This is a genomic window from Pseudogulbenkiania sp. NH8B (genome assembly GCF_000283535.1).
In the GTDB taxonomy this organism is placed as follows: Bacteria; Pseudomonadota; Gammaproteobacteria; order Burkholderiales; family Chromobacteriaceae; genus Pseudogulbenkiania; species Pseudogulbenkiania ferrooxidans.
In genome coordinates, this window is sequence record NC_016002.1 from 2,363,138 (window position 1) to 2,384,214 (window position 21,077).

The following is a 21,077-nucleotide window of genomic DNA, read 5'->3' on the forward strand; positions in this document are numbered from 1 at the left end:
GCGTAAATTCAGTATGCCAACGAGAAGGGCCGTTCCGGCCAACCTCGCCTTGGTCCCCCTGCGAACGCGATGAGTTCCGGGGCAAAGCGCGCATACTAACAGATGCCCCCCGCCGGGTGAACCCTAATCTCCAGATAAAACAGGGACATATCGCAACTTCCTGGTGGAGAAACCGGCGGAAATTACAGGTAACAAGGATCACCGAATGACCACCGTTGCACGTCCGGACATTTCCATCGACGACGCTCTCGCCGTCATCAAGCGCGGCGCCGAAGAGGTGCTGATCGAAGCGGAACTGATCGCGAAACTGAAGGAAAACCGCCCGCTGCGCGTCAAGGCCGGCTTCGACCCGACTGCTCCCGATCTGCATCTGGGCCACACCGTGGTGTTGACCAAGATGCGTCAGCTGCAGGACCTGGGCCACCGGATCATGTTCCTGATCGGCGATTTCACCGGCATGATCGGCGACCCGTCCGGCAAGAACACCACCCGTCCGCCGCTGACGCCGGAACAGATCCAGATCAACGCCAAGACCTACGCCGAACAGGTCTACAAGATTCTCGACCCGGCCAAGACCGAAATCTGCTTCAACTCCAAGTGGCTGGGCGAGCTGGGCGCCGCCGGCATGCTGCGCCTGGCGGCCGGCTCGACCGTGGCCCGCATGCTGGAGCGCGACGACTTCCACAAGCGCTTCCACGGCAACCAGCCGATTGCGATCCACGAGTTCATGTACCCGCTGATGCAGGGCTACGACTCGGTGGCGATGCAGGCCGACATAGAACTGGGCGGTACCGACCAGAAATTCAACTTGCTGATGGGTCGTACGCTGCAGCAGCAGCACGGCCAGAAGCCGCAGTGCGTGATCATGATGCCGCTGCTGGAGGGTCTGGACGGCATCAACAAGATGTCCAAGTCGCTCGGCAACTACATCGGCATCGCCGAGCCGGCCAGCGAGATCTTCGGCAAGGTGATGTCAATCTCCGACACGCTGATGTGGCGCTACTACGAGCTGGTCTCGTTCCGCCCGCTGAACGAGATCGCCCAGTTCAAGCAGGAAGTGGCCGAGGGCCGCAACCCGCGCGACATCAAGGTGCTGCTGGCGCAGGAACTGGTGGCGCGCTTCCACAGCGAGCAGGCGGCAATCGATGCGCTGGCCGACTTCGAGGCGCGCTTCCAGAAGAACGCCATCCCCGACGACCTACCGGAAGTGACCGTGACCCTCGACGGCGCGGCGATGGCGATCGGCAACGTGCTGAAAGAGGCGCAACTGGTCGCATCGACCTCGGAAGCGCTGCGCATGATCCAGCAGGGCGGCGTCAAGGTCGACGGCGAGAAGGTGGAAGACAAGGGCCTGCAACTGGACCGCGGGGTGACCGTGGTGCTGCAGGTGGGCAAACGGAAGTTCGCCCGCGTAACGCTGGCCTAAACCACGCGATGGCCACTGGTTGGTAGAAGATTTCGGCCAACCTTTCGCTCCGACGCCGCGCCCCTGCGCGGCGTCGTCATTCCCACCTGGATTCCGCTCGATGAAACTGACCCTGATCGTCCCTGGCTTGAGCTGGCTCGACGCCCACGACGGCGCCGAGGTACTCAAGGGACTGGCACTGCCGGCGCTGGCGACCTTGCTCGGCCGCGCCCGGATCGACGCCGCGCCTGGCCCCCTGTCGGCACTGACCGCCCAGAGCTTCGGCCTCTCGCATCTCGCCCCGGCACGCCAAGACGCCCTCGCTGCCGGTCTGGACGCCGCCACCGGCCACTGGCTGATCGCCGATCCGGTGCACGTGCGCATCGACCGCGACCGCGCACTGCTGGCCGACGTCGGGGTGATGAACCTGGCGCAGCACGAGGCCGACGCCCTGGTCGGAAGCCTGAACCGGCACTTCGCCGAGGACGGCATGACCTTCTACGCGCCGCAACCCGGGCGCTGGTACGTTCGGCTGGCCGCTGCCAGCGGCGCCCGCTTCACCCCGCTGATGGACGCGGTGGGGGAGAACATCAACGAGCACCTGCCGGGCGGCAGCAATGGGCTGATGTGGAGCCGCTGGCTCAACGAGATGCAGATGCTGCTCTACACCCACCCCACCAACGATCAGCGCGAGGCGCAGGGCGAGGTGAGCGTCAACAGCGTCTGGCTGTGGGGCGAGGACGAAGCGGGGCTCCAGCCGACGGCACCGGAGACACGGCTGTTCAGCGACGACCCCACCTGGCAGGGGTTGGCGCAACAGGCCGGGCAGCGCGCCGACAGTGTTCCGTTTGCCTTTGACGCACTGGCCGAGACCCTGCAAGGGGAGGCCTCCGCGCTGGTTCATCTCGACCGCCTGCTCGCACCGGCGCAGTACCGCGACGCCTGGGGCTGGCGTGACACGCTGATGCAGCTGGAGACTGACTGGTTCGCGCCGCTGGCGGCCGCTCTCAAGTCCGGCCGAATCGGCCAGCTCACCCTGACGACGCACGGCCCGGCCGGTTTTTCGGCCAACGTGACCCGTTCCGACCTGTGGAAATTCTGGCGCCGCGCGCGTCCGCTCACTTCGCTCTATCCCGCCGAATGACTCGCATCCAGACCCGCTCCGTCCCGCCCGACCACCACGCCACGCTGCAGGCGCAAGGCATCAGCCCGCTGATGGCACGCCTGTTCGCCGCACGCGGCATCACCAGCCCCGCCGAGCTCGACTGCAGCCTGAAGGCGCTGCTGCCATTCCAGCAGCTCAAGAACATCGATGCCATGGCGCGCCGACTGGCCGACGCCATCGCCCGGCGCGAGCGACTGCTGATCGTGGCCGATTACGATGCCGATGGCGCCACTGCCTGCAGCGTGGCGATGAAGGGATTGGCGGCGCACGGCGCCATCGTCGACTTCATCGTGCCCAACCGCTTCGAGTACGGCTACGGTCTGACGCCGGAGATCGTCGAGTTGGCGGCACAGCACCAGCCCGACATCATCGTCACCGTCGATAACGGCATCGCCAGCGTGGCCGGGGTAGAGGCCGCCAAGGCGCGCGGCATCGAGGTGCTGGTCACCGACCACCACCTGCCGGGCGACACCCTGCCGGACGCACTGATCGTCAACCCCAACCAGCCGGGCTGCCCGTTTCCGTCGAAGAACCTGGCCGGCGTCGGCGTGATGTTCTACGTGCTGATGGCGTTGCGCGCCGAGATGCGCGCGCGCGGGGCGTTCGGTGACAAGCCGGAACCCAACCTCGGTGAGCTGCTTGACTACGTCGCGCTCGGCACCGTGGCCGACGTGGTGCGGCTCGACCAGAACAACCGCATCCTGGTAGAGAACGGCCTGCGCCGCATGCGTGCCGGGCGCATGACGCCGGGCATCGCCGCGCTGTTCCGCGTCGCCGGGCGCATGGCGCACAAGGCCAATACCTTCGACCTCGGCTTCACGCTCGGTCCGCGCCTGAACGCCGCCGGCCGGCTCGACGACATGAGCCTGGGCATCGCCTGCCTGCTGGCGGCCACCGAAAGCCAGGCCATGCAGCTGGCGCAGGAGTTGGACGCGCTGAACCGCGAACGGCGCCAGATCGAGCACGGCATGCAGGACGAGGCGCTGGCAGTGCTGGCCAGCATCGACCCGGCCGAACGCTACACGCTGGCCCTATACCGCGACGACTGGCACCAGGGCGTGGTCGGCATCGTCGCCTCGCGCCTGAAGGAGCGGTTCCATCGCCCGTCCATCGTGTTCGCGCCGGGTGACGAGGGCGAAATCAAGGGCTCCGGACGCTCGATTCCCGGCTTCCACCTGCGTGACGCGCTCGACCTGGTGTCCAAGCGCCATCCTGGGCTGCTGCGCAAGTTCGGCGGCCACGCCATGGCCGCCGGCCTGACCATCGCCGAAGCCGATTTCCCCGCCTTCTGCCAGGCCTTCGAAACCGTGGCGCGCGAATGGATGAGCGAGCAGCAGCTGACGCGCACGCTGGAGACCGATGGCAGCCTCGGGCCGCGCGAACTGCACCTGGGTTTTGCCGAGGAACTGGCGGCGCAGGTGTGGGGGCAGGGCTTCCCGCCGCCGACCTTCTGCGACCGTTTCCACGTGATGCAGCAGCGCATCGTCGGCGACAAGCACCTCAAGCTGCGGCTGTTCAAGGACGGCCAGGAATTCGACGCCATGCGTTTCAACCAGGTGGACTGGCTGCCGGACGAGATCGAGGCGGTGTACCAGGTGGTGGCCAACGAATGGCAGAACCGCAAGGAGCTGCAGATTTACCTCGACCACTGGCAGCTGCCGGCCGGGCAGGGCGGCCGACAGTCAGCCTGAAGAAAATCATGCAAGCCGATGAAATACCGCAACAATAACTAGACTCAATCTGATGCATCAAAGCTCGAATCGAATCGAATATTCCGTCGCAAGGCATTGCTGTTAAAGAAGAATCGTGGATCGATTGGCGTGATGGATTGCCCGGCGTTGGAGGGGAGTTCGACCCATCCTCATAATCTGGCTTGATGAATCAACCCAGGCCACTGATTCCATATCGTTTTTCATCATACAAACGCCGCCTCACAATCCACGAATCTATCTGAACTCATTTCGACAAGGCACTGATAAACAATGGAAATCATCATCGGACTGCTGGTTGGCCTGATCGTGGGCGGCGGCGCACTGTGGTCGGTACAAAAATCGCGCGCCCAGGCCGAGTACCAGCGCGGCCGCGGCGAAGCTTTGTCCGACAATGCGGCACTCGCCGCGCAGCTGAAGGCCTGCCAGATGCAGGTCGACGAACTGAAAGGGCGCGAGCGCGACCTGGCCGCGACGTTGGCCGAAGCCCGCCAGCAGCTGGGCGACAGCCAGCAGCGCATCGCCAGCTATGCCACCCGTGCCCAGCGCGTGCCGGAGCTGGAGCAGGTGCTGGGCGAACGCGAGCGCGCCATCGAGCAGCTGACGCGCGAACTGCGCGACACCGCGAGCCAGCTGGCGGCGCGTGCCGAGCAGGGGCGTCAACTGGAAGCCACGCAGCTGCAGGTGATCAAGGAACGCGAACAGGCCACGAGGTTGGCCGAAGACATCACCCGGCTGACCGCGCGCGAACAGGAGCTGATCACCACGCTCGACAAGGAGCGCCAGCAGACGCGCGAGAAGCTGGCCTTACTCGACGACGCCAAGGAAGCGCTGTCCAACCAGTTCAAGGCGCTCGCCAGCGAGATCCTCGAGGAAAAATCGCGCCGCTTCACCGAGCAGAACAAGGAAAACCTGGGCTCGCTGCTGACGCCGCTGCACGAGCGCATCCAGAACTTCGGCAAGCTGGTGCAGGACACCTACGACAAGGATTCGAAAGAGCGCCTGACGTTGGAGCAGGAACTGCGCCGCCTACAGGAACTCAACACCCGCCTCAACCACGACGCCGTGGCGCTGACCAACGCACTGACCGGCGCCAACAGCAAGGCGCAGGGCACCTGGGGCGAGATGGTGCTGGAGAAGGTGCTGGAAACCTCGGGCCTGCACAAGGACCGCGAGTACCGCGTGCAGGTATCCGATACGGTGGAAACCGAGGATGGCAGCAGCCGCCGCTACCAGCCGGACGTGGTGATCGACCTGCCGGAAGGCAAGCAGCTGGTGGTCGATTCCAAGGTGTCGCTCAACGCCTACGTACGCTACACCGCCGCCAGCGACGACGTGCTGCGCGAAGCGGAGCTGAAGGCGCACATCGCCGCCATCCGCGCCCACATCCGCACCCTGTCGGAAAAACGCTATCAGGATCTGTACAAGCTCAACACGCTGGATTTCGTGTTCATGTTCGTGCCGGTCGAACCGGCCTACCTGCTGGCGGTGCAGCACGACATGAGCCTGTTCAACGAGGCGTTCGAGCGCCGTATCATGATCGTCGGCCCGAGCACGCTCTTGGCCACGCTGCGCACCGTCGCCAGCATCTGGCGCTACGAGTACCAGAACCAGAACGCCCAGGAAATCGCCCGTCAGAGCGGGGCGATGTACGACAAGTTCGTCGGCTTTGTCGACAGCATGGAAAAACTCGGCAAGCAGCTCGACACCACCCGTGACACCTTCGGCGACGCGATGAAGAAGCTGCAGGTCGGCCGCGGCAACCTCATCACCAGCGCCGAGAAACTGCGCAAGCTCGGCATCAAGTCCAACAAGCAGCTCGCCTCGCACCTGGCGCTGGAGTCTGGCGGCGAAGCCGACGAGGAGTAAGCCGGCGTCAGGCACGCACCAGCCGGAACCGCTCCCGGAATAGAAACCCCTGCACCAGATCGACCTCGAGCTCGCGCGCCAGCTCGAGGTCCTGCTCCGTCTCCACCCCCTCCAGCACGCACTGCTTGCCCAGCTCGCGCGCGTAGCCCAAGAGCGCCTTGAGCAGTCGCATCCCGGCCGGGTCGCCGCGCCGCGACAGCCAGGAACGGTCGAACTTGAAATAGTCGACCCCTCCCAACAGCGTCAGCGACAGCATCGACTCCGGGCTGCCGATATCATCCAGCGCCAGACGCACGCCGTGCGCCTTCAGGATCTCGGCCAAGCGTTGGCTCAGATGTGCCTCTTGCACGCTGGAATTCTCGATGATTTCCACCACCAGCCGTTGCGGTGATTCGAACAGCGCCAGCATCGGATGGCGGCACTCGTCGCTGACCGGCTGCATGAAGGCATCCGGATCGACGTTCAGAAACAGCAGCCCCTCCGGCGGCGCAGCGGCAATCTGGAAGCGCTTGGCCAACAGCTCGACCTGGAACAGGGTAAAAGGAGAGTGGTGCAAGGCGTCGAACACCAGCTGTGGCGGCAGGGCCGCCCCGTCGCGTCGGTAGAAGCGGGCCAGCGCTTCGTGACCCACCGTGGCCAGCGAAACCGTATCGACCAGAACCTGATATTCGGTGCCGATGCGCTGGTGCTCTATCGTGTCCAGCAGGACATCGACGGAGAGATCGGCAGGATGAGAAATGGGCAAAGTCATGATGAGAATAATTATTGGTTTTATTTATCGAGATTCTATCCCGTTTCATGACAAAAAGCTCAACAATCCTTGTCGCCAACCGGCCATGACGAGGGGCTTCCTGCTTGAGCGCAGGGGGCTGACGGCCCGGGCGATACGCCCAGCCTGAACAGCGGCGGCGCAGGCTGAGCGGCAATTCGCCGTGCCCACCGGATTCATGGTCTAGATTTAGACTGTCGCGTGATTGATTGGACCGCCTGCGATGATGAAGCTGTGGCACATCATCATGATCTGGCTCGGACTGTTACTGGGTGGGGCGACTGCGGCCACACCACAACCACCCGTCATGCTGATACCGCTCACCGGCGCCATCGGCCCGGTCGGCGCCGATCACGTCACGCGCAGCCTGGCCCGCGCCGAGAAAGAAGGGGCGCAACTGGTGGTGCTGCAGATGGACACTCCGGGCGGGCTCGACACCTCGATGCGGCAGATCATCAAGGCCATCCTCGCGTCACCGGTGCCGGTGGCGAGTTTCGTCGCTCCCAGCGGCGCGCGCGCCGCCAGCGCCGGCACCTACATCCTGTACGCCAGCCACATCGCCGCCATGGCCCCCGGCACCAACGTGGGCGCCGCCACGCCGATCCAGATCGGCATCACCGGCGCGCAGCCGGAACAGCCATCCGCCAGGAGCGGCAAATCCAGCAGCAGCGAAGCGGCCCAGGAGCAGGGGGGCAGCACCCAGGACACACTCACCCACAAGCAGATCAACGACGCCGCGGCCTACATCCGCGGCCTGGCGCAACTGCGCGGCCGCGACGTCGCCTGGGGCGAGCAGGCGGTGCGCGAGGCGGTCAGCCTGTCGGCCGACGAGGCGCTGGCCCGGAACGTGATCGACCTGACGGCACGCGATGTCCCTGATCTGCTGGTCAAGCTGCAAGGCCGCAAGGTCAGGATCGGACCGGACGAGCGGGTGCTGCACACCGCCGGTGCCGCCGTGATCACGCTGCAGCCCGACTGGCGCAGCCGTTTTCTCGGCGTCATCGCCGACCCCAGCGTCGCCATGATCCTGATGGTGATCGGCATCTACGGCCTGCTGTTCGAGTTCTCCAACCCCGGTTTCGTCGTGCCCGGCCTGGTCGGCGCCACCTGCCTGTTGCTGGGCTTGTACGCCCTGCAGATGCTGCCGGTGAACTACGCCGGACTGGCGCTGATGCTGCTCGGCCTGGGGTGCATGGTGGCGGAGGCCTTTCTACCCAGCTTCGGCGCGCTGGGCATCGGCGGCATCGTCATGTTCGTCATTGGCGGGGTGATGCTGATCGATACCGATCTGCCCGGTTTCGGCGTGCCGATCGGCCTGATCGTGGCGCTCGCCGCGGCCTCTGGCCTGTTCATTTTCTTCATCTCGGGCATGGCGCTGAAGGCGCGCCGCCGCCCGGTGGTGAGCGGCGAGGCGCGGCTGATCGGCAGCACCGGCGAAATCATCGACGACCTGCAGAGCGAGGGCTGGGCCACCATCAAGGGCGAGCAATGGCGGGTCGAGAGCGCGGTGCCGCTGCGCCGCGGCCAGCGGGTGCGGGTGACCGGCCGCCACGGCCTGATCATGCGCGTGGAGCCTTGCGGCGAAACCACGAAAGGAGCGTAGTCATGGCATTCGGACTGGGCAGCGGCGGCGTCATACTGCTGATCGTGTTGCTGATCGCGTCGTCGTTTCGCATCCTGCGCGAATACGAACGCGGCGTGGTGTTCACGCTGGGCCGCTTCTGGAAGGTCAAGGGCCCCGGCCTGATTCTGATCATCCCGGGCGTGCAGCAGATGGTGCGGGTGGATTTGCGTACCGTGGTGATGGACGTGCCGCCGCAGGACGTCATCACCCACGACAACGTGTCGGTGAAGGTGAACGCGGTCGTTTATTTCCGGGTCGTCGATCCGGAGCGGGCGATCATTCAGGTCGTCAATTTTCACGAAGCCACCAGCCAGCTGGCACAGACCACGCTGCGTGCCGTACTGGGCAAGCACGAACTGGACGAGCTGCTGTCAGAGCGCGAACGGCTCAATCTGGATATCCAGAAGGTGCTCGATGCCCAGACCGACAGCTGGGGCATCAAGGTCTCCAACGTCGAGATCAAACACGTCGACCTGAACGAAACCATGGTCCGGGCGATTGCGCGCCAAGCCGAAGCCGAGCGTGAGCGGCGCGCCAAGGTCATTCACGCCGAAGGCGAGCTGCAGGCCTCGGAGAAACTCCTGGAAGCGGCGCAGATGCTGGCGCGCCAGCCGCAAGCGATGCAGTTGCGCTACATGCAAACGCTCACGCAGATCGCCGGCGACAAGAGCTCGACCATCGTCTTCCCGCTGCCGCTCGATCTGCTCTCCAGCCTCGGGATCACGCCTCCCAAGCCGGGCGACGGGCAACACTGACGAGGAGCCGCCGTGCGACCGACTCTGATCAACAAGGACGTGGCGGCGCTGCCGTTGCCGCCCAACCTGGGCGATCGCGACGCGGTGTGCCGCACTTTCTCGTGGGACGCTGAGCGGCGCGAGCTGGCGGGCCTGCCGGATGGCGGGCTCAACCTCGCCCATGAAGCGGTCGACCGCCACGCCCTGGGCGAACGCGCCGGGCACACCGCGCTGCGCCTGCTGTCCGCCGACGGCCGCCGCCGCGACATCCATTACGACGAGCTGCGCCGCCTCAGCAACCGCTTCGCCAACGTCCTGACCCACCTCGGCATCGGTCGCGGCGACCGGGTGTTCGTGCTGTGCGGACGACGCCTGGAGCTCTATCTTGCCGTATTGGGTAGTTTCAAGGCCGGCGCGGTGGTGTCGCCACTGTTCTCCGCCTTCGGCCCGGAGCCGATCGCCACCCGGGTACGGCTCGGGCAGGGGGCGCTACTGGTGACCACCGCGTCGCTCTATCGTCGTAAGGTGGCCGCGATGCGGACGCAGATGCCGTCACTGCGCCATGTACTGCTGATCGACGATGATGGTGCTTCGGCCAACCTTTCCACGTCTGACGAGCCTGGCACGCTCGACCTCGGCCGGCTGATGACAGAAGCCTCCGATGAGTTCGCCATCGCTCCCACTCGGCCCGACGACCCGGCGCTGCTGCACTTCACCAGCGGCACCACCGGCACCCCCAAGGGGGCGCTGCACGTGCACGGCGCGGCGCTCACCCATTACGTCACCGGTAAGTACGCGCTCGACCTGCACCCGCAGGACATCTACTGGTGCACCGCCGACCCCGGCTGGGTCACCGGCACTTCCTACGGCATCATCGCGCCGCTGCTGCACGGCGTGACCAGCATCATCGACGAGTCCGAGTTCGACGCCGAACACTGGTACCGCGTCCTGCAGGAGGAGCGGGTGAGCGTGTGGTACACCGCACCCACGGCGATCCGCATGCTGATGAAGGCCGGGCCGGAGCTGGCGCACCAGTTTCAGTTTCCCGCGCTGCGCTTCATCGCCAGCGTCGGTGAGCCGCTCAACCCGGAAGCGGTGTGGTGGGGCGCGGACGTGCTAGGCCTGCCGATCCACGACAACTGGTGGCAGACCGAAACCGGCGGAATCATGATCGCCAACACCGTGGCGATGCCGATCAAGCCGGGCTCGATGGGCAAGCCGCTGCCCGGTGTCGAGGCCAGCATCGTGCGGCACCAGCCGGACCGGCCCATCGAGGTGCTGAGCGACGCGGATGCCGTCGGCGAGCTCGCGCTCAAGGCCGGCTGGCCGTCGATGTTCCGCGCCTACCTGGGACAGGACGAACGCTATCGCAAGTGTTTTTCCGGCGAGCTTTACCTGACCGGCGACTTGGCGCGGCGCGATGCCGACGGCTATTACTGGTTCGTCGGCCGCGCCGACGACGTGATCAAGTCGTCCGGCCACCTGATCGGGCCGTTCGAGGTGGAAAGCGCGCTGATGGAACACCCGGCGGTGGCCGAGGCCGCGGTGATCGGCAAGCCCGACGAGATGGTGGGCGAGGTGGTGAAGGCCTTCGTCTCGCTCAAGCGGGGCGTCGAGGCCAGCGAGTCACTGCGCGCCGAGCTGCTCGGCCATGCCCGCAAACGCCTGGGGGCGGCAGTGGCGCCGAAGGAGATCGCCTTCCTGCCGACGCTGCCGCGCACCCGCAGCGGCAAGATCATGCGCCGCCTGCTCAAGGCGCGTGAACTGGGGCTGCCGGAAGGCGATTTGTCGACACTGGAGGAGGGCGCATGAGCCAGCCCAACCAAGCCGACGCCGAGCTGATGCTGCCGCCGGGCCCGGTCCCCACCGCCCCCGTACCGTTCGCACCGGAGCTGGCACTAGGCCTGTTGCGCGACATGCTGCGCATCCGGCGGCTGGAGGAAAAGGCCGCCGAGCTGTACGGCGCCGGCCAGATTCGCGGCTTTTTGCACCTCTACATCGGCGAGGAAGCGGTGGCGGCGGGCGCGATGCGCGCGCTGGCGCCGGAGGACACCGTGGTTGCCACCTACCGCGAGCATGGCCAGGCGCTGCTACGCGGGGTGTCGATGCGCGCCATCATGGCCGAGATGTTCGGCAAGCAGGAAGGCTGTTCGCGCGGGCGCGGCGGCTCGATGCACCTGTTCGACGCCAAGGCACGCTTCTTCGGCGGCAACGCCATCGTCGCCGGCGGCCTGCCGCTGGCGGTCGGGCTGGCGCTGGCCGACCGCATGCAGGGCATCCGCCGCGTCACCGCCTGCTTCTTCGGCGACGGCGCCGTCGCCGAAGGCGCCTTCCACGAATCGATGAACCTGGCTGCGCTGTGGCAGTTGCCGGTGCTGTTCTGCTGCGAGAACAACCTCTACGCCATGGGCACCGCGCTGCCGCGCGCCCAGGCGCAGACCGACCTGTGCCGCAAGGCCGCCAGCTATGGCATCGCGGCCCGCGCAGTCGACGGCATGGACGTGGTGGCGACCTACCCGGCGGCGCTCGAGGCCGCCGACACGGTGCGCGCCGCGCAGCAGCCGTTTTTCCTCGAGTTCCAGACCTACCGCTTCCGCGCGCACTCGATGTTCGACCCCGACCTCTATCGTGACAAGGCGGAAATCGAGCACTGGAAGGAGCACGGACCGATCCACACCTACACCGCACGGCTGAAAACCCAGGGCAGGTTGGCCGAAGACCAGTTCCTGGCGCTCGACGCCGAGGTCGGGCGCGAGGTGGACGACGCCGTGGCGTTTGCCGGCGCCGGCCACTGGGAGCCGGTCGCCGACCTGCTGCGCGACGTTCATACCCCCGCCGGGGGCGCATCATGAGCCACACCAGCTACCGCGAAGCCCTGCGCGAAGCGATGCGGGATGCGCTGCGGCGCGACCCGCGCGTGTTCCTGATGGGAGAGGACGTCGGCCGCTACGGCGGCACGTATGCCGTGTCCAAGAGCTTGCTGGCGGAGTTCGGCCCCGAACGCATCCGCGACACACCGCTCTCCGAACTCGCCTTCGTCGGCGCCGGCATCGGCGCGGCGCTGGGCGGGCTGCGCCCGATCGTCGAGGTGATGACGGTCAACTTCAGCCTGCTGGCGCTGGACCAGATCGTCAACACCGCCGCCACCTTGCGCCACATGTCGGGCGGTCAGTGCTCGGTGCCGCTGGTGATCCGCATGACCACCGGCGCCGGACGCCAGCTCGCCGCGCAGCATTCGCACAGTCTGGAAGGCTGGTACGCCCACATCCCCGGCATCCGCGTGCTGGCGCCGGCCACGCTGGAAGACGCGCGCGGCATGCTGTGGCCGGCGCTGCAGGACCCCGACCCGGTGATCCTGTTCGAGCACGGCCAGCTCTACAACGTGGAAGGCGAGTTGGCCGAAGACGTCGAAGTCGACATCCGTTCCGCCCGGGTGCGGCGCAGTGGGCACGACGTCACCCTGATCGCCTACGGCGGGCTGCTCGGCAAGGCGCTGGACGCGGCGGAGCAACTGGCGCAAGAGGGCATCGAGGCGGAGGTGATCGACCTGCGCGTACTGCGGCCGCTCGACGACGCCACGCTGCTGGCATCGCTGCAAAAGACGCACCGCGCGGTGGTCGTCGACGAGGGCTGGAAGAGCGGCAGCCTCGCCGCCGAGGTGGTGGCGCGCCTCACCGAGCAGGCGTTCTACGAGCTCGACGCCCCGCCGGTGCGGGTATGCAGCGCCGAAGTCCCCATTCCCTACGCCCGCCACCTGGAAGAGGCCGCGCTGCCCCAGGTGGCCAGCATCGCCGCGGCGGTACGCACCGTCTGCGGAACCTAACCGGAGAGTCACCATGGATGACGTCGCACGCCAGCGGGTGCTGGAAGTGATGAATACCCACAATCTCTGCACCATCGCCACCGTCCGCGAGGACGGCTACCCCCAGGCGACCACCGTCGCCTATGTCAACGACGGCCTGACGATTTACCTGTGCTGTGACGTGCACGCCCAAAAGCTGCGCAACATCCGGCTCAACAACAAGGTCTCGCTCGCCATCGACCACGACTACACCGACTGGCACGAGATCCGGGGGCTGTCGCTGGGCGGCATCGCCGAAGAAGTGCAAGACCCGGACGAGATCGAGCAGGCCCTCGACCTGATGCAGACCAAGTTCCCGCAAATCGCCGACATGGGCCCGGTGGAAACCATGGCTAGCGAACTGGCGGTGATCAAGGTCACACCGCAGGTCATCTCGCTGCTCGATTACCGCCAGGGCTTCGGCTACACCGAGTATCTGGAAGTGTGATGCCACTCCAACCCCGCGACCACACCCGGTGCCAACGGAAAGGCCGGCCATGATCGAATTCAAACTGCCCTCGCTCGGCGCCGACATGGACGAAGGCAAGCTCTTGGAGTGGAAAATCCACCCCGGCGACACGGTCAAGCGCGGTGATATCGTCGCCATCGTCGATACCGCCAAGGCCGCCGTCGACGTGGAAAGCTGGGTCGACGGCACCGTGCGGCAACTGCTGATCGACATCGGCGACAAGGTGCCCGTCGGCACCCCGATCGCGCTGCTGCTGGCCCCGGGCGAAACGGCAGAGAACGCCGTGCTGCCCGCCAGGGGCGCCGAGCGCCGCCGCATCTCGCCGGCCGCGCGCAAGCGTGCCGGCGAGCTTGGCGTCGATCTCGCCAGCCTCAGCGGCTCGGGACCGGAGGGGGCGATCACCCTGCAGGATGTCGAGGCCAAGGCGGCGGCCAGTGCCGCCCCGGCGCCCGATCGCGGCGCCGAGATGCGCCGCGCCATCGCGGCGGCGATGAGCCGCTCCAAGCGCGAGATTCCGCACTACTACCTGGCCGACACCATCCCGCTGCGGCCGGCGCTCGCCTGGCTGGAGCGGCGCAACGCCGAACTGCCCGTCACCGAGCGCCTGCTGCCCGCCGTGCTGCTGCTCAAGGCGGTGGCGCTGGCCACGCGCCGCTACCCCGAGATGAACGGCCACTGGATCGACGGCGCCTTCCGCGCCGCCCCCGCCGCCCACCTCGGCGTGGCGATCTCGCTGCGCCAGGGCGGACTGATCGCCCCGGCCCTGCACGACGTCGCCGCCAAGCCGCTCGCGGTGCTGATGCGCGAACTCGCCGACCTGGTGCAGCGCGCCCGTGCCGGTTCGCTGCGCAGCTCCGAGATGGCTGACCCGACCCTGACCGTGACCAATCTGGGCGAGCAGGGCAGCGAGTCGGTGTTCGGCGTGATCTACCCGCCGCAAGTCGCCCTGGTCGGCTTCGGCAAGGTGATGGAACGGCCATGGGTGGAGCAGGGCCAATGCGTGGCCATGCCGAGCGTCATCGCCAGCCTGTCCGGCGACCATCGTGCCAGCGACGGCCATCGCGGCGCGCTGTTCCTGGCCGAAATCCGCCAGCTGCTGCAACAGCCGGATGCCCTCTAACCGCTGCAACGCCGACCGGAGCCCGCCATGGACCGCGCCCGCCTTCGTACCCTCGTGATCGACTCGCTGCGCAAGATTGCCCCGGAGGTGGAGGAGAGCGCGCTGCGCGACAACCGCCCCTTGCGCGACGAGGTCGACCTCGACTCGATGGATTGGCTCAACTTCATCATCGGCCTGCACGAGCGCCTTCAGGTCGACATCCCCGAGGCCGACTATCGCCAGCTGGTCTCGCTCGACGCCGTGCTCGACTACCTCGCGGCCCGGTTGCGCGATGCCCCGACCGCCTCACCGCCCCGTGACAGCGAGCCCTGATCCCGGACCCGACGCCACGCTGGCGCAACACACCGAGCGCCTGCTGCAGGTGATCCGTGCACTGGAGCGGGAGGTGCATCCGACCCACCCAGCGGGCGTGACGCTGGACAGCACCCTGGAAGGCGAGCTGGGCTTCGACAGCCTCACCCGGGTCGAACTGGTGCAACGGCTGAACCAGGCGTTCGCGGTTCAACTGCCGGACGAAGCGCTATCGCGCACGGAAACCGTGCGCGACCTGCTGCCGTACCTGGCACAGCCGGGCAGGGCCGAGGCGCCGCCGGCTCTCATGCCGCTGCGGCAGGGCTCCGCCATCGAGCCGCCACGGCACGCGGACACCCTGGTCGAGGCCTTGCTCTGGCACGTCGAGCGCCAGCCGGAGCGCGTCCACGTCCTGTTATACGGCGAGCAGCAAACGCTCCACCCCATCCGTTACCGCGAGCTGTTCGAGGCGGGCAGGGCGATTGCCGGCGGACTGGCGGCACGGGGGGTGACGCCAGGCGAAACCATCGCACTGATGCTGCCGACCGGCCTTGGCTATCTGGCGAGCTTCATCGGCGTCATGCTGGCAGGCGGCGTCCCGGTGCCCATCTACCCACCCACCCGCCTGAGCCAGCTCGACGAGCATCTGCGTCGCCACGCCCGCATTCTCAACAACGCCGCTGTCGTGCTGATGATTACCACGCAGCAGGCAAAGCCCGTCGCCACGCTGCTGCGCGCCAACGTCGCCAGCCTCGCCGGGGCCGTCACCCCGGAAGAGCTGGCCGGGGAGACCGACCGCCGGCCGTTCCAGGGCACATCCTCGGCCCTGGCTTTCCTGCAATACACCTCGGGCAGCACCGGCGACCCCAAGGGGGTCATGCTCAGCCACGCCAACCTGCTCGCCAACATCCGCGCCATGGGGCAGGTCATCGGTATCACCGCGGAGGACGTCGGGGTCTCCTGGCTGCCGCTCTACCACGACATGGGTCTGATCGGGGCCTGGCTGGGTTCGCTCTACCACGGCTGCCCGCTGGTGCTGCTGCCCACGCTGAGCTTCCTGGCCCAGCCGGCACGCTGGCTGCAGGCCGTGTCCCGGCACCGCGCGAGCCTGTCGGGCGCCCCCAACTTCGCGTATGAACTGTGTGCGCGCAAGACCGCCGACAGCGAACTGCAAGGCCTCGACCTGTCCCACTGGCGCTTTGCCTTCAACGGTGCCGAGCCGGTGAGCCCCGCCACGCTGGAACGTTTCGCCGCCCGCTTTGCCGCCTGTGGTTTTCGGCGCACCGCCTTGACGCCGGTATACGGGTTGGCCGAATCCACCGTGGCCTTGGCGTTTCCACCGCTCGGGCGAGGCCCGCACATCGACCTGATCGCGCCAGAACCGTTCGCCACCTTGGGGCAAGCCCTTCCGGCCCAGGACGACCACGCGGCCCTGCGCATTCCCTGCTGCGGCCGACCCTTGCCTAACCATGAAATCCGCATCGTGGGCGAGGACGGATCGGAACTGCCGGAGCGCCAGGTGGGACGGCTCGAATTCCGCGGCCCTTCCGCGACACGGGGTTACTACCACAACCCCGCGGCGAGCACGGCGTTGTTCCACGACGACTGGCTGGATTCCGGTGACAACGCCTACATGGCCGAGGGAGAGGTCTACCTGACGGGCCGGGTCAAGGACCTGATCATCCGTGCCGGCCGCAATTTCTACCCCTACGACCTGGAAGAAGCCATCGGCAACCTGCCGGGCATCCGCAAAGGCTGCGTCGCGGTGTTTGCCAGTGCCGATCCGCAGCAGGGCTCGGAACGCCTGGTGGTGTTGGCCGAAACCCGGGAGCAGGGCAGCGCCGCCCGGGAGCAACTGCACCAGCGCATCCGCCAGACCGCCACCGACGTGGTCGGGGTGCCGCTCGACGAGATCGTGCTGGCGCCCCCGCACACGGTCCTGAAAACCTCCAGCGGCAAGATCCGCCGTCAGGCCTGCCGTGCGGCGTACGAGCAGGGCATGGTCGATCACCCGTCCGCCGACTCGCCCTGGCGGCAGTCGCTGCGGCTGTGGCGGGAGAGCGGGCTCGCCCGGGGCGTCATCGCGTTGCGGCAGCTCGCCGCCTGGTGCTATGGCGCTTATGCCTGGGCGGTACTCCTCACCCTGGCACTGCCGGCCGGAGGACTGACCATCCTGCTGCAGAGGCCGCCCCTGGGCCGACGCCTTGTCCATGCTGCCGCCAGGCTCGGCCTGATACTGAGTGGGTTGCAGGTGAGGGCGCAGGGACTGGAACGCCTGCCGAGCCAGCCCCACGTGCTGCTGCTCAACCACTCCAGCTATCTGGATGTGCTGTTGCTCACGGCCTTGCTGCCGGCGGCACCGGGTTACACCTTCACCGCCAAACGCGAACTCAGCGCCAATCCGCTGCTAAGAGCCCTGTTGGGCGGACTGGGAACGTGCTTCATCGAGCGCACCGATATCCGGCAGAGCCAGCATGATCTCGACGCCATGGTCGCCGCACTGCAAGCGGGCGAAAACCTGCTGGTTTTCCCTGAAGGGACCTTTACCCGCGCTGCTGGACTGCGGCCATTCCATCTGGGTGGTTTTCTCGCCGCCGGCCAGGCCCGTGTGCCGGTGGTCGTGGCCGGACTGCGCGGCACCCGCATCGTGCTGCGGGACGGCACATGGCTGCCGCGCCGGGTGCCGATCGAATTCGAGGTCGGCCCCAGTGTGATGCCGAGCGGCCCCGACTGGGCCGCCGCGGCCGCACTGAGCCGGAGCGTGCGGCCGGTTCTGGCGGCGCTGAGCGGCGAACACGATGCGGCGTAAGAACCTGTTTACGATCTGCTGCGCTTCGGCAATAAGCGTTAAAAACATCTACGGAATGCTCATTTACCACTGAGAACCCGCCGCAACCCGGCCGGCATCACCGGGTCTGGTCGCTTACCCCATCACCTCGTCGCATGCGGCCTGCAGGCGCTCGGCCAGGTCCAGCACCCGCTGCGGCACGTCGGGGCGGCGGTGCAACACCAGTTCCAGGGGCGGCAGCGGCGGAAAACCCTCCAGCTCGCCCAGGCGACGGTGGCCCGACAACGCCAGCCGCGCGGGGAGGAGGCTGATCCCCAGTCCGCTCGCCACCGCCGAGCGGATGCTGGCGAGGCTGGCGCTGCAATAGCTGATTCGCCAGCGCCGTCCGCCGCTCTCCAGGGCATGGATCATCTCGTCGCGGTACAAACCGCCCACCGGGAACACCACCAGCGGCAGCGGATCGCGCTGCCAGCTGGGCGTATCGAGGCTGTCGAACCAGGCCAGCGGCTCCGGCCACGCGGCCGCGCCGACGGTATGCCCCTGCCTTTGCTTGACCAGCACCAGATCGTAGCTGCCGGCACAGAACTGTTGCCACAGGGTATTACTCAAGCCGCTGGTCACTTCCAGTCGGATCGCCGGGTACTCGCGGGCAAAGGCCCCCAGCAGCGGCGTCAGCAGGTCGGCGGCAAAGTCTTCCGGTACGCCGATGTGAATCTCGCCCTGCACCTGCCCCTCGCGTAGTTCTTCCACCGCATCTTCCATCAGGGCCAGCAGGCGGCGGGCGTAGCCCAGCAAGCGGGCGCCGCTTTCGGTGGTCACCACGTAGCGGCCGCTGCGGTCCAGCAGCCCACTGCCCAGTTGCTCTTCCAGCCGCCGCAAATGCTGGCTGACGGTGGACTGGCTGAGGTGCACCCGCTCGCCAGCACGGGTAAAGCTGCCGCTTTCCACCACCGCCACGAAGCTCTTCAGCAGCACCGGGTCCAGCATCGGATTTGTCATTACGATTCCCACTGACAATCAGTTGAACATTTAATTTTTCAATTCTATCGCCGCTTCTTAGACTGCTCCACAACCCCCTCACGGAGCAGTTCGATGACGCTACAGCGCTTTCTTCTTGCCATTCCCGTGCCGTCGGCACCGAACCGCCTGCCGGCAGAGTAGTTGACCATGACCGATACCCACGCCGCCGCCGTGGCGTCACGCCACCGGGAACTGCCGCTGGCCGCCTTGCTGTTGCTCGCCGTCATCGCACTCAACCTGCGCCCCTTTCTCACCTCGGTCGGACCGGTGCTGGACCTGCTGCGTGCGGACACCCGGCTGAGCTTACGCGCCGCAGCGGCCATGACCGCATTGCCGTTCGTCCTGATGGGGCTGCTGGCGTTTGGCGGCGCGGCGCTGGCACGACAGATCGGGGAGCGGCGCACGGTGGCGCTGGCCTTGCTGCTGCTGGCGAGCGGTTGCGCCACCCGGGCCTGGGTCAGTGGCAGCGCCGGGCTGATTGCCAGTGCCGCTATTGCCGGCGCCGGCGTGGCCGCCATCCAGGCAGTGATGCCCGGCGTGGCCAAGCGCTTGTTCCCGCAGCGCATCGGGCTGGCGATGGGGGTCTATTCCGCGGCGCTGGTCGGCGGCGGTGCCCTGGGGGCGATAGCCAGCCCCTGGCTGGCGCAGCACGGCGGCTGGCGCCTGGGCTTGGCGGCGTGGAGCGTGCCGGCACTGGGGGGAATGGCGCTCTGGCTGCAGCAGACGGACTCCAATGTGCCCACCACGACGCAGGGCGCCGACGAGGCATCGCTGCGCCGCTTTGCCACGCAGCGCCGCGCCTGGCTGCTGGTGCTGTATTTCGGCCTCACCAACAGCGGTTATTCCACCCTGGTCGCCTGGTTGCCGTCGTTCTACCGTGAGCAAGGCATGGCGGCGCAGCCGGCCGCCAACTTGCTGGCGTGGATGGCCGTACTGCAGGCCACCGCCGCCTTGCTGCTGCCATTGCTCTCACGCCAGCACGGCGATCGCCGTCCGACGCTATGGCTGGCGCTGGCGTGCCAGGCCACTGGCTTTGCCGGCCTGGCATGGCAGCCGCAGCTGGCGCCGTGGTGCTGGGCCGGTTTGGCCGGCGTCGGGCTGGGCGGGTTTTTCTCGCTGAGCCTGATCGTGGTGCTGGAACATCTCGCCGATGCGCGCCAGGCGGGCTCGCTGGCCGCTTTCGTGCAGGGCGGGGGGTTCTTGCTGGCGGCCGCCGGCCCGTGGCTGATGGGCTGGCTCCTCGAAGACGGGGGCCGCTTCACCACCGGCTGGTGCTGGCACCTGGGTATCGTGCTGGCGATGGCCCTGCTGACCGGACGGCTGTCGCCCGCCAGCTATCAGCGCAGCATGCGCCGCCCGTGATCCGAGTTTTCCCGGCGTAGGGCCACGGCCACGTGGCTGCCCGCCGGTTCGTGGCCAGTCAATACAACAGCGATAGCAGGCTGGCCGCTTGGTGCTGTACCCGTAGCGACAACAGGAGATAGAGAGACATGAGAAAACTTGCACTGGCCACCATGCTGGCCTGCGCCGCCAGCGGTGCGATGGCGAAGGACTGGAAAGTCATCCGCTTCGGCGTCAACCCCAGCTATGCCCCGTTCGAATCCAAGGCCACCGACGGCAAGCTGGTCGGTTTCGACATCGACCTGGGCAACGCCATCTGCGACAAGCTGAAGGCCCGGTGTGTCTGGGTGGAAAACGCCTGGGACGGCATCATCCCGGCGCTCAAGGCCAAGAAGTTTGACGCCATCCTGTCGTCGATGGCTGTGACCGAAAAGCGCCTGGCTCAGGTCGCGTTCACCGACAAAATCTACAACGTCCCGCCGCGTCTGGTCGCGCGCAAGGATGCCGGCTTCCAGCCGACCGCCGAGGCGTTGAAAGGCAAGCGCATCGGCGTGGAGCAGGGCTCCACCGCGGAAACCTACGCCAAGACGTACTGGGAGCCCAAGGGAGTCGCGGTGATGTCCTACCAGAATCAGGACCTGGTGTACCAGGATCTGACAGCCGGCCGTCTCGACGCCGCGTTCCAGTCGTCCGTGCAGGCCGAGCTCGGTTTTCTCAAGAGCAGTGCAGGGCACGGCTACGCCTTTGCCGGCGCCGGGGTGACCGATTCCAAAACGCTGGGCGTCGGGGCCGCCATAGGGCTGCGCAAGGAAGATACCGATCTGGCCAGGCTGATCAACACGGCCCTGGCCGACATGCACAAGGATGGCACCTACCAGCGCCTCGCCAAGAAGTACTTCTCCTTCGACATCTATTGATCGCGCGAAACAGGG

General features: G+C 67.0%; 17 protein-coding genes. 15 read left to right on the top strand and 2 right to left on the bottom strand.

Going from position 1 to position 21,077, the window contains the following annotated elements; translation table 11 throughout:
• Positions 1-205: 205 nt before the first annotated feature.
• The 4 genes from tyrS to rmuC all read left to right on the top strand — a co-directional run bounded on the left by tyrS (position 206) and on the right by rmuC (position 6,148).
• Positions 206-1,426, top strand: a complete 1,221-nt coding sequence (gene tyrS / locus NH8B_RS10865) for a tyrosine--tRNA ligase (RefSeq protein ID WP_014087334.1) — start codon at positions 206-208, stop codon at positions 1,424-1,426.
• Between the two features lie 100 nt (positions 1,427-1,526).
• Complete coding sequence (locus tag NH8B_RS10870; protein WP_014087335.1) at positions 1,527-2,549, top strand: hypothetical protein; 1,023 nt, start codon at positions 1,527-1,529, stop codon at positions 2,547-2,549.
• The gene (gene recJ / locus NH8B_RS10875) at positions 2,546-4,261 is read left to right on the top strand and encodes a single-stranded-DNA-specific exonuclease RecJ (protein WP_014087336.1); all 1,716 of its coding nucleotides are present in this window, start codon (positions 2,546-2,548) and stop codon (positions 4,259-4,261) included. The genes NH8B_RS10870 and recJ overlap by 4 nt, the downstream gene beginning before the upstream one ends.
• 291 nt (positions 4,262-4,552) lie before the next feature.
• Positions 4,553-6,148 carry a DNA recombination protein RmuC gene (rmuC, locus tag NH8B_RS10880; RefSeq protein WP_014087337.1) on the top strand — a complete coding sequence of 532 codons (1,596 nt, stop codon included), beginning with the start codon at positions 4,553-4,555 and terminating at the stop codon, positions 6,146-6,148.
• Between the two features lie 7 nt (positions 6,149-6,155).
• On the opposite strand, the gene NH8B_RS10885 is transcribed toward rmuC, so the two are convergent.
• Positions 6,156-6,899, bottom strand: coding sequence for an EAL domain-containing protein (locus tag NH8B_RS10885; protein WP_014087338.1), 744 nt, complete (start codon positions 6,897-6,899; stop codon positions 6,156-6,158).
• Positions 6,900-7,140: 241 nt separating this feature from the next.
• Here NH8B_RS10885 and NH8B_RS10890 point away from each other — a divergent pair, with 241 nt between their 5' ends.
• From NH8B_RS10890 to NH8B_RS10930, 9 genes are read left to right on the top strand one after another with little or no spacing between them, the layout of a single operon-like run.
• The gene (locus tag NH8B_RS10890; protein WP_014087339.1) at positions 7,141-8,520 is read left to right on the top strand and encodes an NfeD family protein; all 1,380 of its coding nucleotides are present in this window, start codon (positions 7,141-7,143) and stop codon (positions 8,518-8,520) included.
• 2 nt (positions 8,521-8,522) lie between these two features.
• Entirely contained in the window at positions 8,523-9,296 is a 774-nt protein-coding gene (locus NH8B_RS10895) for a slipin family protein (protein WP_014087340.1), read from the top strand.
• Between the two features lie 12 nt (positions 9,297-9,308).
• Positions 9,309-11,087, top strand: a complete 1,779-nt coding sequence (gene acsA, locus NH8B_RS10900; RefSeq protein WP_014087341.1) for an acetate--CoA ligase — start codon at positions 9,309-9,311, stop codon at positions 11,085-11,087.
• Positions 11,084-12,127, top strand: a complete 1,044-nt coding sequence (gene pdhA / locus NH8B_RS10905) for a pyruvate dehydrogenase (acetyl-transferring) E1 component subunit alpha (protein ID WP_014087342.1) — start codon at positions 11,084-11,086, stop codon at positions 12,125-12,127. The genes acsA and pdhA overlap by 4 nt, the downstream gene beginning before the upstream one ends.
• A complete protein-coding gene (locus NH8B_RS10910; protein WP_014087343.1) occupies positions 12,124-13,098 on the top strand; it encodes an alpha-ketoacid dehydrogenase subunit beta in 975 nt (324 codons plus the stop codon). Before pdhA ends, NH8B_RS10910 begins: the two co-directional genes overlap by 4 nt.
• A gap of 13 nt (positions 13,099-13,111) precedes the next feature.
• Positions 13,112-13,564, top strand: coding sequence for a pyridoxamine 5'-phosphate oxidase family protein (locus NH8B_RS10915; RefSeq protein ID WP_014087344.1), 453 nt, complete (start codon positions 13,112-13,114; stop codon positions 13,562-13,564).
• A 49-nt stretch (positions 13,565-13,613) separates the two neighbouring features.
• Entirely contained in the window at positions 13,614-14,705 is a 1,092-nt protein-coding gene (locus tag NH8B_RS10920; protein WP_014087345.1) for a dihydrolipoamide acetyltransferase family protein, read from the top strand.
• A 54-nt stretch (positions 14,706-14,759) separates the two neighbouring features.
• Complete coding sequence (locus NH8B_RS10925) at positions 14,760-15,017, top strand: acyl carrier protein (protein WP_232503448.1); 258 nt, start codon at positions 14,760-14,762, stop codon at positions 15,015-15,017.
• The gene (locus NH8B_RS10930; protein WP_014087347.1) at positions 15,001-17,805 is read left to right on the top strand and encodes an AMP-binding protein; all 2,805 of its coding nucleotides are present in this window, start codon (positions 15,001-15,003) and stop codon (positions 17,803-17,805) included. Before NH8B_RS10925 ends, NH8B_RS10930 begins: the two co-directional genes overlap by 17 nt.
• Positions 17,806-17,919: 114 nt before the next feature.
• Here NH8B_RS10930 and NH8B_RS10935 read toward each other — a convergent pair whose 3' ends face one another.
• The gene (locus NH8B_RS10935; RefSeq protein WP_041702935.1) at positions 17,920-18,783 is read right to left on the bottom strand and encodes a LysR family transcriptional regulator; all 864 of its coding nucleotides are present in this window, start codon (positions 18,781-18,783) and stop codon (positions 17,920-17,922) included.
• A gap of 168 nt (positions 18,784-18,951) precedes the next feature.
• On the opposite strand from NH8B_RS10935, the gene NH8B_RS10940 reads away from it, so the two are divergent.
• Positions 18,952-20,166, top strand: coding sequence for a cyanate transporter (locus NH8B_RS10940; RefSeq protein WP_014087350.1), 1,215 nt, complete (start codon positions 18,952-18,954; stop codon positions 20,164-20,166).
• A gap of 128 nt (positions 20,167-20,294) precedes the next feature.
• Positions 20,295-21,062 carry an ABC transporter substrate-binding protein gene (locus tag NH8B_RS10945; protein WP_014087351.1) on the top strand — a complete coding sequence of 256 codons (768 nt, stop codon included), beginning with the start codon at positions 20,295-20,297 and terminating at the stop codon, positions 21,060-21,062.
• Positions 21,063-21,077 lie beyond the last annotated feature (15 nt).

What these genes read in the sequence shown, in the direction of transcription:
- tyrS (WP_014087334.1), top strand. Translation starts at nt 206, where the DNA reads ATGACCACCGTTGCACGTCCGGACATTTCCATCGACGACGCTCTCGCC.
- NH8B_RS10870 (WP_014087335.1), top strand. Translation starts at nt 1,527, where the DNA reads ATGAAACTGACCCTGATCGTCCCTGGCTTGAGCTGGCTCGACGCCCAC.
- recJ (WP_014087336.1), top strand. Translation starts at nt 2,546, where the DNA reads ATGACTCGCATCCAGACCCGCTCCGTCCCGCCCGACCACCACGCCACG.
- rmuC (WP_014087337.1), top strand. Translation starts at nt 4,553, where the DNA reads ATGGAAATCATCATCGGACTGCTGGTTGGCCTGATCGTGGGCGGCGGC.
- NH8B_RS10885 (WP_014087338.1), bottom strand. Translation starts at nt 6,899, where the DNA reads ATGACTTTGCCCATTTCTCATCCTGCCGATCTCTCCGTCGATGTCCTG.
- NH8B_RS10890 (WP_014087339.1), top strand. Translation starts at nt 7,141, where the DNA reads ATGATGAAGCTGTGGCACATCATCATGATCTGGCTCGGACTGTTACTG.
- NH8B_RS10895 (WP_014087340.1), top strand. Translation starts at nt 8,523, where the DNA reads ATGGCATTCGGACTGGGCAGCGGCGGCGTCATACTGCTGATCGTGTTG.
- pdhA (WP_014087342.1), top strand. Translation starts at nt 11,084, where the DNA reads ATGAGCCAGCCCAACCAAGCCGACGCCGAGCTGATGCTGCCGCCGGGC.
- NH8B_RS10910 (WP_014087343.1), top strand. Translation starts at nt 12,124, where the DNA reads ATGAGCCACACCAGCTACCGCGAAGCCCTGCGCGAAGCGATGCGGGAT.
- NH8B_RS10915 (WP_014087344.1), top strand. Translation starts at nt 13,112, where the DNA reads ATGGATGACGTCGCACGCCAGCGGGTGCTGGAAGTGATGAATACCCAC.
- NH8B_RS10920 (WP_014087345.1), top strand. Translation starts at nt 13,614, where the DNA reads ATGATCGAATTCAAACTGCCCTCGCTCGGCGCCGACATGGACGAAGGC.
- NH8B_RS10935 (WP_041702935.1), bottom strand. Translation starts at nt 18,783, where the DNA reads ATGACAAATCCGATGCTGGACCCGGTGCTGCTGAAGAGCTTCGTGGCG.
- NH8B_RS10940 (WP_014087350.1), top strand. Translation starts at nt 18,952, where the DNA reads ATGACCGATACCCACGCCGCCGCCGTGGCGTCACGCCACCGGGAACTG.
- NH8B_RS10945 (WP_014087351.1), top strand. Translation starts at nt 20,295, where the DNA reads ATGAGAAAACTTGCACTGGCCACCATGCTGGCCTGCGCCGCCAGCGGT.